The sequence below is a fragment of the Streptomyces sp. NBC_00310 genome (assembly GCF_036208085.1).
Lineage (GTDB): Bacteria > Actinomycetota > Actinomycetes > Streptomycetales > Streptomycetaceae > Streptomyces.
Window position 1 is genome coordinate 2,002,771 of record NZ_CP130714.1, and the last position, 14,065, is coordinate 2,016,835.

At 71.7% G+C, this 14,065-nt stretch carries 14 protein-coding genes; 7 read left to right on the top strand and 7 right to left on the bottom strand.

Going from position 1 to position 14,065, the window contains the following annotated elements; all coding sequences use genetic code 11:
* Positions 1–42 precede the first annotated feature (42 nt).
* Positions 43–480, bottom strand: a complete 438-nt coding sequence (locus OG202_RS08835) for a DUF4442 domain-containing protein (protein WP_327732311.1) — start codon at positions 478–480, stop codon at positions 43–45.
* A gap of 562 nt (positions 481–1,042) precedes the next feature.
* On the opposite strand from OG202_RS08835, the gene OG202_RS08840 reads away from it, so the two are divergent.
* The gene (locus OG202_RS08840; RefSeq protein WP_327730694.1) at positions 1,043–2,128 is read left to right on the top strand and encodes a hypothetical protein; all 1,086 of its coding nucleotides are present in this window, start codon (positions 1,043–1,045) and stop codon (positions 2,126–2,128) included.
* Positions 2,129–2,278: 150 nt separating this feature from the next.
* Positions 2,279–3,676, top strand: coding sequence for an MFS transporter (locus OG202_RS08845; protein WP_327730693.1), 1,398 nt, complete (start codon positions 2,279–2,281; stop codon positions 3,674–3,676).
* On the opposite strand, the gene OG202_RS08850 is transcribed toward OG202_RS08845, so the two are convergent.
* Positions 3,638–4,483, bottom strand: coding sequence for a spermidine synthase (locus OG202_RS08850; protein WP_328222570.1), 846 nt, complete (start codon positions 4,481–4,483; stop codon positions 3,638–3,640). The genes OG202_RS08845 and OG202_RS08850 overlap by 39 nt on opposite strands.
* 121 nt (positions 4,484–4,604) lie before the next feature.
* Entirely contained in the window at positions 4,605–5,774 is a 1,170-nt protein-coding gene (gene tuf / locus OG202_RS08855; RefSeq protein ID WP_326584257.1) for an elongation factor Tu, read from the bottom strand.
* A 511-nt stretch (positions 5,775–6,285) separates the two neighbouring features.
* Here tuf and OG202_RS08860 point away from each other — a divergent pair.
* Complete coding sequence (locus OG202_RS08860) at positions 6,286–7,068, top strand: TVP38/TMEM64 family protein (RefSeq protein WP_327730691.1); 783 nt, start codon at positions 6,286–6,288, stop codon at positions 7,066–7,068.
* Between the two features lie 109 nt (positions 7,069–7,177).
* Here the strand turns inward: OG202_RS08860 and OG202_RS08865 are convergent, their stop codons facing one another.
* Positions 7,178–8,347, bottom strand: coding sequence for a thiolase family protein (locus OG202_RS08865; RefSeq protein ID WP_327730690.1), 1,170 nt, complete (start codon positions 8,345–8,347; stop codon positions 7,178–7,180).
* 104 nt (positions 8,348–8,451) lie between these two features.
* Between OG202_RS08865 and OG202_RS08870 the strand changes: the two genes are divergently transcribed.
* Entirely contained in the window at positions 8,452–8,922 is a 471-nt protein-coding gene (locus tag OG202_RS08870) for a winged helix-turn-helix transcriptional regulator (RefSeq protein WP_327730689.1), read from the top strand.
* 112 nt (positions 8,923–9,034) lie between these two features.
* Here the strand turns inward: OG202_RS08870 and OG202_RS08875 are convergent, their stop codons facing one another.
* Genes OG202_RS08875 through OG202_RS08885 form a run of 3 tightly spaced genes read right to left on the bottom strand, consistent with a single transcriptional unit; the run spans position 9,035 to position 11,891 of the window.
* Positions 9,035–9,745, bottom strand: coding sequence for a cupin domain-containing protein (locus OG202_RS08875; protein WP_405895996.1), 711 nt, complete (start codon positions 9,743–9,745; stop codon positions 9,035–9,037).
* Entirely contained in the window at positions 9,742–10,677 is a 936-nt protein-coding gene (locus tag OG202_RS08880; protein ID WP_327730687.1) for a PmoA family protein, read from the bottom strand. The genes OG202_RS08875 and OG202_RS08880 overlap by 4 nt, the downstream gene beginning before the upstream one ends.
* Positions 10,674–11,891 (bottom strand): Gfo/Idh/MocA family protein, encoded by a 1,218-nt coding sequence (locus OG202_RS08885; protein WP_326584251.1) that lies wholly within the window; start codon positions 11,889–11,891, stop codon positions 10,674–10,676. The genes OG202_RS08880 and OG202_RS08885 overlap by 4 nt, the downstream gene beginning before the upstream one ends.
* A 356-nt stretch (positions 11,892–12,247) precedes the next feature.
* On the opposite strand from OG202_RS08885, the gene OG202_RS08890 reads away from it, so the two are divergent.
* The 3 genes from OG202_RS08890 to OG202_RS08900 all read left to right on the top strand — a co-directional run bounded on the left by OG202_RS08890 (position 12,248) and on the right by OG202_RS08900 (position 14,004).
* Positions 12,248–13,123 carry an undecaprenyl-diphosphate phosphatase gene (locus tag OG202_RS08890; protein ID WP_326584250.1) on the top strand — a complete coding sequence of 292 codons (876 nt, stop codon included), beginning with the start codon at positions 12,248–12,250 and terminating at the stop codon, positions 13,121–13,123.
* 114 nt (positions 13,124–13,237) lie between these two features.
* Complete coding sequence (locus OG202_RS08895) at positions 13,238–13,417, top strand: hypothetical protein (RefSeq protein ID WP_328222571.1); 180 nt, start codon at positions 13,238–13,240, stop codon at positions 13,415–13,417.
* Complete coding sequence (locus OG202_RS08900; RefSeq protein ID WP_328222572.1) at positions 13,414–14,004, top strand: chloramphenicol phosphotransferase CPT family protein; 591 nt, start codon at positions 13,414–13,416, stop codon at positions 14,002–14,004. The genes OG202_RS08895 and OG202_RS08900 overlap by 4 nt, the downstream gene beginning before the upstream one ends.
* Positions 14,005–14,065 lie beyond the last annotated feature (61 nt).

Below are 14,065 nucleotides of genomic sequence, written 5' to 3' on the forward strand. Positions count from 1 at the left end.
GACGAAACGGGAGGGCGGCGAGGGCCGGGGGCGGGCCGGCGGTCAGCTGTGGGGACGCAGGGTCCAGACCACCGTCATCTCGCCGGTCACGGCGCCGTCGGCGCGCTGGATGGCGACGGCGACGGGGAACTCGGGACGCTGTCCCGCGTCGAGCTCGGCGACGACCTCGGCGGCGGGGCGGCCGAGCGTGGCGGTGGCCGTGACGGGGCCCATCGCGAGCTTCCGGTAGGCGATCTCCGCGCTGACCGCGAGCGGCACGGCACGGGAGAGCTGGTCGCCGAAGGCGGCGAGCACGATCGCCCCGCTCGCCGACTCGCCCAGGGTGAACATCGCCCCGGCGTGCGGCCCGCCGACGTGATTGTGGAACTCACCCTGGTCCGGCAGTGCCACCACGGCCTTCTCCGGCGCTGTCTCCAGGAACTCCAGTTTCAGGGTCCTGGCCATCGGCACCGTGGCGGCGAGCATCTCGCCGATCGACATCTGGTCTGCGCTCATGGCGCGATGTTACCCGCGAGTAGACACCCCTGACCAGGGACGCCGATGTGATGTATCCCTGCCGCCCATGCGGCCAGGAGAGCAGCCGCCGAACCCCCGGGCCGGGAACGGCACCGAAGCGACCGTCGCGGGACGGAGGCCCGTGGTGAACCCGGACGTCGGCGTCACCTTCGACGTCCCGGCCGGCGCCCTCCTTCCTGAAGGAGGAGAGGAGTGGTGCGGCGTGGCGAGAACGGGGAGGTGCCGGACGGACGGGAAGCCGACGACGTTCGCGTTCCAGAACGCCGAAGGGGACCTCGCGGCATAGTCGTTCGTCGGGCCGACGGGGGTGGCCGAGGAGGTCCCGGACGCGACGGTGGGCAAGATTCTCGGGACGGTACGCCTCTCCGAACGCCTCTCCGAGGATGCGACCACCTCCTGACAACCCACGTGCCCCGGGTCAAAAGTCGTCAACCCGGGGCGTTTTGGAGCCGTTCGTCCCGACTGCAAAGCTGCTTCGTGGACTCCCGTGGCACCCCGCCCCCTGGCGCATCTATGGTTACCAGCCATGTGGCCAGGACAGCAGCAGCCGCCCGGGGGCGAGCACCAACCGCAGCAGCCGAACCCGTACCAGCAGCCGGGGTACGGCCAGCCGGGACAACCGGGGCAGCCGGGACAGTCGGGACAACCGGGGCAGCCGGGATACCAACAGCCGGGGTACCAGCAACCCAACCCCTACCAGCAGCCCGGATACCAGTCGACGGGCCAGCAGGCCCAGTACGGGCAGCAACCGCAGTGGGGCGCGCAGGCCCCCGCGGGCCCGCCGGTGCCGCCGGGCGGAGGCGGCGGCAACCGGACGAAACTGATCGCGATCATCGCGGCCACGGCCGTCGTCGTGGCGGCCGGAGTGACGGGCTTCCTGGTCCTCGGTGGCGAGGGCGACAAGGACAAGTCCAAGACCCAGTCCGCTCCCTCGGCCTCCCCGTCGCCGACCGTGTCCGAGAGCACCGAGGACAACCCGCGCGGCGACGACGCCGGGGCGAAGCCGACCATCGCGGGCTGGAAGGTCGTCGTCAACCCCAAGTGGGGTACGGCCTTCGACGTGCCCGCCGAGTGGGACGTGCAGTCGCCCGACACCTTCATCGGGTTCGAGGACGACGAGAAGGGCGACGGGTCGGTCCTCATCGGCATGTCGGCACCCGCCATCCTCAAGGAGGAGTGGTGCACGTCCGACGACGACAAGGACGGCAACGAGGAGTCGAGTTCCCTGGCCGCCGTGGGCACCAAGGGCCAGCAGGGCGCCAAGGGCAGCGAGGAGATCGCCCGCAACGACTCGGCGTGGTGGGTCTTCGGTGGTTACACCGACCAGAAGGACACCTCCAAGAAGAAGATGACCATCGGCAAGCCCAAGGCGTACACCACGACGTCGGGCGTCGAGGGCAGTGTCGCGGCCACGTACTCGAAGGGTGTCGCCAAGAAGGGCAAGTGCGACACCGACGGCAAGGCGACCACGTTCGCCTTCAAGAACTCGGCCGGTGACTACGTCTCCTGGACCTTCCACGGCGCCAAGGACGTCGATGACGAGGTCCCGGACGCGACGGTACAGAAGATCCTCAGCACGGTACGGCTGTACGGCGAACCGACGGGCGGCTGAGCCGACACCGGGCACCGGGGCGGGGCGAGGTACGGCGAGGCGGCGCAGGCGGGGCGGCGTCGACGGGGCCGTCTCGCCCCTGGCCCGATTCGGCCGCATCCCGTGCTGAAACGGTTTGGCGGAAGGGGGCGGGGCGGCGATAGTCGGCGGGTGACCACTCCCGCCGCCTTCCGACGCCGCCCCGCCTGGGCCGGCCGCAACTACACCCTGCTGACGACGGCCGCGGTCGTCACCAGCCTGGGCAGCAACGGCGCCCTGATCGCGGCCGCGTTCGCGGTCCTGGAGGCGGGCGGCGACGGCGGGGACGTCGGTCTGGTCGCGGCGGCACGGACCCTGCCGCTGGTGCTGTTCCTGCTGATCGGCGGTGCGGTCGCGGACCGGCTGCCCCGGCACCGCGTAATGGTCGCGGCGAACACCCTCAACTGTCTCTCCCAGGCCGTCTTCGCCGTGCTCGTGCTCACCGACGAGGCACACCTCTGGCAGATGATGCTGCTCTCCGCGCTCGGCGGCACCGGACAGGCGTTCTTCAGCCCGGCCGCGGAGGGCATGCTGCTCTCCTCGGTCACCGCCGAGCAGGCGGGCCGGGCCTTCGCGCTGTTCCGCTTCGCGTCGCAGGGCGCGACGATGACCGGCGCGGCCCTCGGCGGCGCCCTGATCGCGGTGATCGGCCCCGGCTGGGTACTCGCGGTGGACGCCGCCGCGTTCGCCTTCGCCGGGGCCCTGCGTGCCTTCCTCGACGTGAGCCACATACCGGAGCGCGAGCCGGGCCACGGCATGCTCGCCGATCTCCGGGACGGCTGGCGGGAGTTCACCGGCCGCACCTGGCTGTGGGCGATCGTGGTCCAGTTCTCCCTGGTGAACGCGGTCATCGTCGCCGCCGACGCGGTCTACGGCCCCCAGGTCGCCCGCGACAGCCTCGGCGGGCCCGGCCCCTGGGGCCTGGCACTGGGCCTGTTCGGGGCCGGCAACGCCGTCGGCGCGCTGCTCATGGCCCGCTGGAAACCGCGCCGCCTCCTCCTCGTGGGCGTCCTGTGCGTCTTCCCGTTCGCCCTGCCGTCCGCCGCGCTCGCCGTACCGGTGCCGATCGCCGTGCTGTGCCTCGCCATGTTCGTCAGCGGTCTGTCGATCGAGGTGTTCGGCGTCTCCTGGATGACCGCGCTGCACCAGGAGATCCCCGAGGACAAGCTGTCCCGCGTCTCCGCGTACGACTGGTTCGGCTCGGTGGCGATGGTGCCGCTCGCCGCCGCGCTGGCGGGTCCGGCGGAGAGCGCCTTCGGGCGTACGGCGGCCCTGTGGGGCTGCGCCGCGCTGTGCGTGGGGGCCACGGCGGCGGTCCTGTGCGTACGGGACGTACGGAACCTGACCCGGCACGGCAAGCCGGTGGCCCTGGCCAAACCCGACGCCGAACCCGACGTCGAACCCGACGTCGAGACCGGTGCCGAGTCCGATGCCGAGACCGGTGCCGAGTCCGACGCCAGGCCCCACGCCGAGACCGAGGCCAGGCCGGGCTCAGCCGATGCCGAAGGCTCCGTCGGGCGGCTCGGGTGACGGTACGGCGTCCTCCTCGCGCACGGGTGCGGCACCGCCGGTGAAGTCGCGCAGCGCCGGGCCGTGCTCGACGCGCGCCGGGAAGGCGTCGGCGGCGGTCCGCCGGGCCAGGAAGGCGATGTCGAGCGGCTGATGGGAGGCGACGAGCACGGCGTTCCCGAACCGCCGGCCGCGCAGTACCCCCGGCTCGGCGATCAGCACCAGTTCCTCGAACACCGTGGCGAGCGTGGCCAGTTGCGACCGCAGGAACGCGAACGGCGCCGCATCGGCCAGGTTCGCGAGATACACCCCGTCCGCGCGCAGCACCCGCTCGGCGGCCCGCGCGTACGCCACGGTCGTCAGATGCGCGGGCACCCGCGAGCCCCCGAACACATCCCCCACCAGCACGTCGGCGGAGTCCGTGGGGGCCGCTTCGAGCCATTCCCGGGCGTCCGCGCCGTGCAGCGCGATCCCCGCGTCGCCGGGCAGCGGCAGCTGCTCGACGACCAGGCCCAGCAGCGCCCGGTCGTACTCGACGACGTCCTGCCGGGACCCGGGCCGGGTGGCGGCCACATACCTGGGCAGCGTGAGCGCGCCCCCACCGAGATGCAGCACGTCGAGCGCCCGCCCCGGCTCCGCCACCATGTCCAGCACATGCCCGAGGCGCCGCGCGTACTCGAACTCCAGATGCGTCGGCTCGTCCAGGTCGACGTACGACTGCGGCGCCCCGTCCACGGTCAACAGCCAGGCCCGCTCCCGGTCGACGTCCGGCATGAGCTTGGCGGTGCCTTGATCGATGGCGCGGAGGACGGGTATGGGCTCGTTCACGGGCCCATTGTGCCGGGTGGGCCACGCGACCGTGGGGCGAGTGCGGCGCCCGGAACGGGGCGCGGGGAACCGCGCGACCGGCCATGAACCGGCCCGCGGTCCCCCGCACACGGCAACCCGCCTACTGAACGGCCGTCACCGTCCCCGCTCCCACGGTCCGACCGCCCTCACGGATCGCGAACCCGAGACCGGCCTCCAACGGCACCTCCCGGCCCAGCTCCACACTCATCGTGACCCGGTCCCCCGGCCGGGCGACGGCGATCTCGCCCAGGTCGACGTCGCCCACCACATCCGCCGTACGGATGTAGAACTGCGGCCGGTACCCGGTGGACACCGGCGTCGTACGCCCGCCCTCGCGCGCCGACAGCACATACACCTGCGCGGTGAAGTGCCGACTGGGCACGACGCTGCCGGGCGCGGCCACCACGTGCCCGCGTCGGACGGCGTCGCGGCCCACCCCGCGCAGCAGCAGCGCCACGTTGTCCCCGGCCTGCGCCTCCGACATCGGCTTGCCGAAGGTCTCCAGCCCGGTGACCACGGTCTCCACCTCGGCGCCGAGCACCTCGACCCGGTCGCCCACGTGGATCGTGCCCCGCTCGACGGCCCCCGTGACGACGGTCCCGCGACCGGTGATGGTGAGGACGTTCTCCACGGACAACAGGAACGGCGCGTCCAGATACCGCTCCGGCATCGGGACGTACGTGTCCACCGCGTCCAGCAGCGCGTCGATCGACGCCGTCCACCGTGGGTCGCCTTCGAGCGCCTTGAGGCCGGAGACCCGTACGACGGGTACGGAGTCACCGCCATAGCCGTGCGCGGTGAGCAGCTCGCGGACCTCCAGCTCCACGAGGTCGATCAGCTCCTCGTCGCCCGCGTCGGCCTTGTTGAGCGCGACGACCACGTGGTTCACCCCCACCTGCCGGGCGAGCAGCACGTGCTCGGCGGTCTGCGGCATGATCCCGTCGAGCGCGGAGACGACGAGGATCGCCCCGTCGAGCTGCGCGGCCCCGGTGACCATGTTCTTGACGTAGTCGGCGTGGCCGGGCATGTCGACGTGCGCGTAGTGCCGGGTGTCGGTCTCGTACTCGACGTGCGCGATGTTGATGGTGATGCCGCGCGCCGCCTCCTCCGGGGCACGGTCGATGCGGTCGAACGGCACGAACGTGCCGGCCCCGCGCTCGGCGAGGACCTTGGTGATGGCGGCGGTCAGGGTGGTCTTGCCGTGGTCGACATGACCCATCGTGCCGATGTTGAGATGCGGTTTCGTGCGGACGTAGGCCGTCTTGGACATGGCGGTACCTCGAAGTCTCTTCAGCGGTACTGAGTGAGGCCCCGGCGCGACTACGGGCGCTGCCGGGACGGGGACCCCGAGGTCTGGCCGACCCTCCCCCTGCGGGGTCCGCCGGAATGTCCGGGAAGGGTCAGCTTCGGGCGCCGTCTGCGGCGGCCACGACGATCAGAAGGGCAGCCTTCGGGGCATCCGCGCCTGTGGCGGATGCGGCGAGAGCGAAGGCGTGCCGGAACATGACGCCGATCATCGTCGACAAGTCGGCCCCCGTCGAATGGTTTTCGGTACGCGCGAGTTCCGAGGTGCGGCCGAGGAGAGATGCTTCACAAGAGGGTGCGCGGGATGAACGGTGCCGAGGCCGGGACCGTGTTCCGGAAGGCGCAGGCAGCACGGTGCGCGGTGCTCGGCGGGGCCCGCGTACGCCGGGCTCGTCGAGCCCGTTGTTCCGCCTGCTGTGACCCCCGTGAGACGTTCCGTTGGGCATACACGGACATGGGTCGGTTACCGTCGACGAATGCTCGATGCCACCACCCGCTCTGGGGGCACCGCCACGGTCCTTCCCCGGACCGCCGCCACGGAGCTCGCCGTCGCCACACCCGTCGCCGTCCCAGCCGTACCGCTGGGGCGGGCCGCCCGCTGGGGCAGAGTGCTGCTCTCACCGTGGGCGCGGTTCTCGCTGCTCGTGGTACTGCTCCTGGGCGCCGTGTCCACGGTGCTGCTGTTCGAGCCGCAGCGGCTGCTGGCCGACGGCTGGCCGCCCCAGCTGAGCGGCGCGGCGGCGGTCGTGATGTTCGCGGTGGCGTACGGGCTGTGCACGGTCGCCTTCGTGCCCCGGCCGATCCTCAACATCGCGGCGGGCGCCCTCTTCGGCTCCCAGCTGGGTCTGACCTCGGCGCTCGCGGGCACGGTCCTCGGAGCCGGCATCGCCTTCGGCCTGGGCCGCATGCTCGGCCAGGACGCCCTGCGCCCCCTCCTCCGCCACCGCTGGCTGAAGTCCGCGGACGGCCAGCTCAGCCGCCACGGTTTCCGCTCGATGCTGGCGGCCCGTCTGTTCCCGGGAGTGCCCTTCTGGGCGGCCAACTACTGCGCCTCCGTCTCCCGCATGGGTTACCTCCCCTTCCTCCTCGCCACCGCTCTCGGCTCGATCCCGAACACCGCCGCCTACGCGGTGGCCGGTGCCCGAGCCTCGTCCCCGACGTCCCCGGCCTTCCTGATCGCCATGGCGTGCATCGCGATCCCGGCCCTGATCGGCGCGGCGATGGCCTGGCGAAAGCGCCACCACTTCCGAGCCCGCTGAGGCCGATGGGGGCAGGCCCGAGGGGCCGCCCCTCCAGGGGCGCGGGGAACCGCGCGACCGGCCCCCACCCGCCCCGTACCCGACGAAGAACAACGCTTCCCGGCCGACTTCACACCGCTTCGAGCACCATCGCGTTGGCCAGCCCACCCGCCTCGCACATCGTCTGCAGCCCGTAGCGGGCGCCGCGCTCCCGCATGGCATGCACCAGCGTCGTCGTCAGCCGCGTGCCACTCGCGCCCAGCGGATGCCCCAGAGCGATGGCGCCCCCATGGACGTTGACCTTCGCCGGATCGGCCCCGGTCTCCTGCTGCCAGGCGAGCACGACACTGGCGAACGCCTCGTTGACCTCGAAGAGGTCGATGTCGTCGAGGGCCAGGCCCGCGCGGCGGAGCACCTTCTCGGTGGCCGGGACGACCCCCGTGAGCATCAGCAGCGGATCCGAGCCGGTGACGGCGAAACTGTGCAGCCGGGCCAACGGACGCAGCCCGAGCCGGTCCGCCGTCTCGCCGGAGGCGATGAGCACGGCCGAGGCACCGTCGTTGACGGGGCTCGCGTTGCCCGCGGTCACGTTCCACTCGATCTGCGGGAAGCGCTCGGCGAACCCGGGGTCGTGGTAGGCGGGCCGGAGACCGGCGAGGATCTCGGGCGTGCTGCCGGGCCGGACGCACTCGTCGCGCGTCACCCCGTCCAGCGGCGCGACCTCGGCGTCGAAGAGGCCGCTTTCCCAGGCCTCGGCGGCCTTGTGATGGGACGACACGGCGAAGGCGTCCATCCGCTCACGGCCGAGCGACCACTTCGCGGCGATCAGCTCCGCGCTGATGCCCTGCGGCACGAGCCCCTCGGGGTAGCGCGCGGCGACACCGGGGCCGAACGGGTCCTTGCCGGGCGGCACGTTGGACCACATCGGCACCCGGCTCATCGACTCCACGCCGCAGGCGACGACCAGGTCGTACGCCCCCGACATGACGCCCTGGGCCGCGAAGTGCACGGCCTGCTGAGAGGAACCGCACTGGCGGTCGACCGTGGTCGCGGGCACCGTCTCCGGGAAGCCCGCCGAGAGGACGGCGTAGCGCGTGGTGTTCATGGCCTGCTCGCCGACCTGGTCGACGGTGCCGCCGATGACGTCGTCGACGAGGGCCGGGTCGATGCCCGCACGGTCGACGAGGGTGCGCAGGGTGTGGGCGAGGAGTTCGACGGGGTGGACATGGGCGAGGGCTCCGTTGGGCCTGCCCCTGCCCATCGGGGTGCGTACGGCTTCGACGACGACTGCGTCACGCATGGGCCGGCCTCCAACGAGTACCAGACGAATACCGGTGAGTAGGAAATCCAAACTCACCATAGCCCTGCGAGTTGGAAAAACAAACCCTCCCCTAGACTGGCCGCATGCCCGCCTCCGGAGATCCGCGCCCCTGCTCCATCGCCGACACCCTGGCGATCGTCGGTGAGAAGTACTCCCTCCTGGTCCTGCGCGAGGTCTGCCTCGGCAACGGCCGCTTCGACCGGCTGGTCCGCAACATCGGGGCCCCGCGCGACGTGCTGGCGACCCGCCTGCGGCGCCTGGTGGACGCGGGCGTCCTGGACAAGCACGTCTACAGCGAGCGCCCGCAGCGCTTCGAGTACCGGCCCACGGAGGCGGGTCTCGAACTGGAGCCGGTCCTGATGACGCTCATGGCGTGGGGCGACCGCCATCTCCGGAAGGACGACGAGCGTCCCATGGTGATCGAGCACAGCTGCGGCGACGAACTGGTCCCGACGGTCACCTGCGCGTCCTGCGGCGGCGAGGTGCGCCACGAGGGCCTCACGGCGCACCCGCAGTCCCCCGGCTGGTCGGTATCAGGGCCGACGGCAAGGTGAGACGCCGGATCACACGAGCGCACCGAAGGGGCGCGGGGAACTGCGCGACAAGCCACACACACCCCGCAGCCGCCACACCGCGGCACTCCCCCAGCGCGAAGGCGCCCGGCGCTCAATCCCCCTTGTAGACGTCCAACCGCCCACACATCCCGAACTTCCCGTAAGCGGAAGGCTCCTCGGCCCGTACGACAGCGTCGGCGAGGTGTGACAAGTCCCCCCGCTCCAGCCGGTCCAACTGCTCCCCGGTCGCGGCGGCAGCCGCCCGCGCACCCCGCTCCCAGCGCGCCCGCCACTGCGCGAGCCGAGGCCGTACGAGCGCGGCGGCGGCCCGGTGGAACGCGGCGAGCGGCTCGGGGCCGGAGGCGTCGCGCAGCGCCCGGTAGCCCTCCAGGGCGAGGTCGCGCCGGGCCAGGGCGACGCGCTCCTGCTCCTCCTCCGGGGCGTCCACCGGGATGCGGGTGGCGGCGGCGTACGTCTCCGGGTCGGTCAAGTACTCCGGGGGCAGGGTGAGGACGGCGTCGCCCGCCTCCGGCAGCCCGTTGTTCTGCATGAGGACGGTGATCCGCAGATCGTCCTCGTTGACCAGCCGGTGGATGGTGCCGGGCGTGAACCAGGCGACCGTCCCGGGCGCCAGCGGCGTGACCTCGTACCCGGAGGTCGTCAGCGTCTGCACCGCGCCACGCCCCCCGGTGACGACATACGCCTCCGAACAGGTCAGATGCATATGGGGAGTTCCGCCGCAGACCCCGTCCGCGGCGGGCCAGTCGTACACGGACAGGTGCGAGACGGCGACCCCGCCCGGCAGTCCCTCGTAGCCGTTCACCACGGGTGCGCCTCAAGGTACTTGGCGATCTCCTCCCGCTCCCAGGCCCCGTCCGCGACGACGACCCGGTAGCGGCGGGTGAGCGTGTCGCCGGGAGCCAGCTCCAGCTCCTCGAAGAACGCCCAGGAGGGGGCGACGGCGGCGAACGGCTCGATGCGGACGAACCAGTGCGCGGGGTGGGCGCCCAGGTCTCCGGTGTGGTCGTTCTCCGGCGCGTGCGCGAAGACGAGCGTGGCGTGTCCGTCGGTGCCGTCGTGCTCGCCCGAGTACGCCAGCCAGGGCGCCTGCTCGCCCATCAGCTCGGGCCCCTCGGAGTCGGGGCCGATGATCCGCCCGTCCCGGAAGGCGCGCGGGCCGCGCCAGAACAGGCCCGTGTAGCCGGCCATCTCCCGCCCGGCGGTGGTGGGACTGCCGAACAGCAGCGGCTCGTCCCGGCGGTTGGTGATCGCGCTCGTCCAGGTCAGCGCCCAGGAGCCGGACTCCGTGTCCACGTCGTGGATCTCGATCCGGCGCTCCTCGTCGGCCCACAGCTCCCCGGTGTGCGGGTGCCAGGTCAGCCGCTCGGCGATCACGACCCGCTCGCCGTCCGACTCGACGACGTCGAAGCCGACGTGCGCCATCGAACCGACCCGCTCCGGAAGCGGCAGGTAACCCTCTCCGTGCACATACGAGTTGCCGCCCCACAGGTTCTGGCCCGACAGGTGCGAGGCCGTCAGCTGCAGGCCCTTGTGCCAGCGGTGGTCGTTGGGCCGGAAGTCGGTGACGACGTCCCCGGCCAGCGTCCGGATCGGGTGCAGATACGGCTTCGGCGCCTCCCAGGCCGCCTCCGGCCGGTAGACGTAGCTCAACAGCTCGACGCCGGTGGCGGGTTCGGTGACCGTGATCCGGTCGCCGTGGGCGTGGACGACGCGCAGCCCGTCGTGGAAGGTCATGCCGTGATCTCCTCGGTCGCGTCGGCGGACACCTGGGCGGTTCCGGGCGCCCACCCGGGGGCGCCTCCGTGCATGGCCGTGTAGTACGGGTCCCCGGGCCCGATCTCCCCCCGCCGTACGGTCGCGCCCGTGAACGCCGACTTGTACAGCGCGGCGATCAGCTCCAGGCTCGTACGCCCGTCCGCGCCGCTGCTGCGCGGCCGCTCGCCGGCGCGCATGCTGGCCACGAGTTCACGCAGCTGGGCGAGGTGCGAGCTCGGTACGTCCTCGCCGAAGTCCCGCCAGGCCGCCGCGTCCGCCTCCGGGGTGCCCGGAGCGGGGGTGATGGACCAGTTCGCGTTGGAGTGGCCGTACAGATGGGTCAGTTCGACGGTGGCGCGCTCGCAGTCGACGCGGATACGGCTGACCTCGTCGGGGCTGAGGACGCTGTTGACGACGGTGGCCAGGGCTCCGCTCTCGAAGCGGACGAGGGCCGTCGAGACGTCCTCGGTCTCCACGTCGTGGACCAGTCGCCCGGCCATGGCCCGGACCTCGCTCCACGGGCCGAGCAGATCGAGCATCAGGTCCATCTGGTGGATGCCGTGGCCCATCGCGGGCCCGCCGCCCTCGGTCTGCCAGCGGCCGCGCCAGGGCACGGCGTAGTAGGCGGTGTTCCGGTACCAGGTGGTCTGGCAGTGCGCGACGAGCGGGCGCCCGAGGCTCTGCTCGGCGATCAGCTTCCGTACGTGCCGCGCACCCGATCCGAAGCGGTGCTGGAAGACGATCGAGGCGTACGGCCCCCCGGTCTCCGCGCCTTCCTCCGCCTCGACGGCGTCGAAGTCGGCCAGCGTCGGGACCGGCGGCTTCTCGCACCACACCCAGGCGCCGGCCCGCAGCGCGGCGATCGTCTGGTCGCGGTGCAGGGTCGGCGGGGTGCAGACACTGACCAGGTCGGGCCGTTGCTCCGCCAGCATCCGGTCCAGATCGGTGTAGCCGTGCGGGATGCCGTGCTCCGCGCAGAACTTCGCCACCGCGTCGGCGTCGATGTCGACGGCCGCGACGACCTCGGTCTCGCCCTCTTCGGCGAGCCGCGCGAGCGCGGGCAGGTGCGAGCCGCCGCCGATGGCGCCGATGCCGATGATCGCGGCACGGACACGGCGGCCGGCGAGCGGGGCGGGGGGACGGGCCGGCAGGTGGTCCGGAGTCGGGCTCGGGTCGTTGCTGGGTGTGGGCATGGACGTGATCAGCACTCCATCGAACGTGACGTCGGACGTTGGCCAACGCCTGGTGGCGGGGGCTCCGGCGGAACGGCGACCCTCGCAACGGCAAGCGCTTTCCTCGCCAGCAACGTATGTGCGGACATAGTGACTGGTCAACACCACGGATCCGGCCGTTCCACGCCTCGGAACGTCCACGCTCCACCCGCCCGCCGCACACCCTTCACGCGCCCCCCGCCCGGCCCTGCGAAACCCCTGTGACAGCCCTGTCTTCAAGGGGCGCTAGGCTGCCCCCAGCACCTGTGATCACCCGCCCCGCGGCGCGGCACGTCTCCGTCGGCCCTCCACGATCAGCGCTTGGACCACGTAACTTCATGTCTTGGTTTGAATCCCTCATCCTCGGACTCGTCCAGGGGCTGACCGAATTCCTCCCCGTCTCCTCCAGCGCGCATCTGCGCCTGACGGCGGCCTTCTCCGGCTGGGAGGACCCGGGCGCGGCCTTCACCGCGATCACCCAGATCGGTACCGAGGCCGCGGTGCTGATCTACTTCCGCAAGGACATCGCCAACATCATCTCGGCGTGGTCCCGCTCCTTGTTCGACAAGGAGATGCGCAGCGACAACGACGCCCAGATGGGCTGGCTGGTGATCGTCGGCTCCATCCCGATCGGTGTCCTCGGGGTGACCCTCAAGGACCAGATCGAGGGCCCGTTCCGTGATCTGCGCCTCACGGCGACCATGCTGATCGTCATGGGCATCGTGCTGGGCGTGGCGGACCGTCTGGCCGCGCGCGACGAGACCGGTGGCAAGCACCGCGCCGCCAAGGAGCGCAAGAGCCTCGAACAGCTCAGCGTCAAGGACGGCCTGATCTTCGGCCTCTGCCAGGCCATGGCCCTCATCCCCGGCGTCTCCCGCTCCGGCGCGACCATCAGCGGCGGCCTCCTCATGGGCTACAAGCGCGAGGCCGCGGCCCGCTACTCCTTCCTCCTCGCCATCCCCGCCGTGATCGCCTCGGGCGGCTACGAGCTCAAGGACGCGATGGAGGGTGGCCACGTCTCCTGGGGCCCGACGATCTTCGCCACGGTCATCGCCTTCTTCGTCGGTTACGCGGTCATCGCGTGGTTCATGAAGTTCATCTCCACCAAGAGCTTCATGCCGTTCGTCTGGTACCGCATCGCCCTCGGCATCGTCATCGTCGTCCTGGTCTCCCTGGGCGTCCTGAGCCCGCACGCGGGCGAGTCGGCGGGCTGACCGGCCCGTCCAGAGCAGCCCGTTCCTCCCCAACTCCCCTCAGTGACCAACCACATACGGCATCCGTAGCCGAGCGGTAGCGCACGGTCAGTCCTGACGCCTACTCTTGTCCGCATGTCCCCCGATTCCCCCGTCCGTGGTTCCGTGCGGTCCGCCGCCGACTTGAACGACCAGATCCGAGCCCTGTGGCAGCACGCGGGAGGCTCACTCTCGGCACAGGAGCGGGCGGAGTACGAACTGCTGGTCGCGAAGTGGGCGGCCGCGATCCGCGGAGAGGTCATCGAGGCAGCGTGAGCCCGGCGGAACAGGCCGCCGGCGAGCAGACCCGCACCCCCGGCGGCCTGATCATCTTCCTGAACGGCACGTCCAGTTCGGGGAAGTCGAGCATCGCCGCGGAGTTGCTGCGCATCCTGGACGAGCCCTACTTCCACCTACCGGTCGACGCGTTCCACGCCATGCGTACGCGTCGGGAGATGCCACCCGAGCAGCTCAACGCCGTTCTGCACAACACCTGGCGGGGCTATCACCGCGCGATCGCCGGCATGGCGGCCGCGGGCAACAACATCGTCATGGACCACGTCCTGAGCGCGGAATGGCGACTGCGGGACTGCCTCGACCTCTTCGTGCCGCAGGACGTCGTGTTCGTGGGCGTGCACTGCGACCGCGCCGAGCTCGAACGACGTGAACGGGGGCGCGGCGACCGGCCGTCGGGACTGGCGGCGCGCCAGTTGGGGCAGGTGCACGCGCACGGGCTCTACGACGTCGAGTGCGACACCGGCCGGGCGGACCCGCTCCGATGCGCCTCGCTCATCAAGGAGTTCCTGGCCGACCGGCCCACGCCGACCGCGTTCCAGCGACTGCTCGACAAGCGGCGCGGCTGACGGCCACCGGCCCGCCGAGGGCGCCGAGGGCTCCGAGGGTGCCCCGAAGGGGCGCGGGGAA

Excerpts from the sequence above, each read along its gene's own strand:
- OG202_RS08870 (WP_327730689.1), top strand. The coding sequence starts at position 8,452 with ATGCCCGCCTCCGGAGATCCGCGCCCCTGCTCCATCGCCGACACCCTG.
- OG202_RS08840 (WP_327730694.1), top strand. The coding sequence starts at position 1,043 with ATGTGGCCAGGACAGCAGCAGCCGCCCGGGGGCGAGCACCAACCGCAG.
- OG202_RS08880 (WP_327730687.1), bottom strand. The coding sequence starts at position 10,677 with ATGACCTTCCACGACGGGCTGCGCGTCGTCCACGCCCACGGCGACCGG.
- OG202_RS08865 (WP_327730690.1), bottom strand. The coding sequence starts at position 8,347 with ATGCGTGACGCAGTCGTCGTCGAAGCCGTACGCACCCCGATGGGCAGG.
- OG202_RS08835 (WP_327732311.1), bottom strand. The coding sequence starts at position 480 with ATGTCGATCGGCGAGATGCTCGCCGCCACGGTGCCGATGGCCAGGACC.
- OG202_RS08890 (WP_326584250.1), top strand. The coding sequence starts at position 12,248 with ATGTCTTGGTTTGAATCCCTCATCCTCGGACTCGTCCAGGGGCTGACC.
- OG202_RS08885 (WP_326584251.1), bottom strand. The coding sequence starts at position 11,891 with ATGCCCACACCCAGCAACGACCCGAGCCCGACTCCGGACCACCTGCCG.
- OG202_RS08895 (WP_328222571.1), top strand. The coding sequence starts at position 13,238 with ATGTCCCCCGATTCCCCCGTCCGTGGTTCCGTGCGGTCCGCCGCCGAC.
- OG202_RS08860 (WP_327730691.1), top strand. The coding sequence starts at position 6,286 with ATGCTCGATGCCACCACCCGCTCTGGGGGCACCGCCACGGTCCTTCCC.
- tuf (WP_326584257.1), bottom strand. The coding sequence starts at position 5,774 with ATGTCCAAGACGGCCTACGTCCGCACGAAACCGCATCTCAACATCGGC.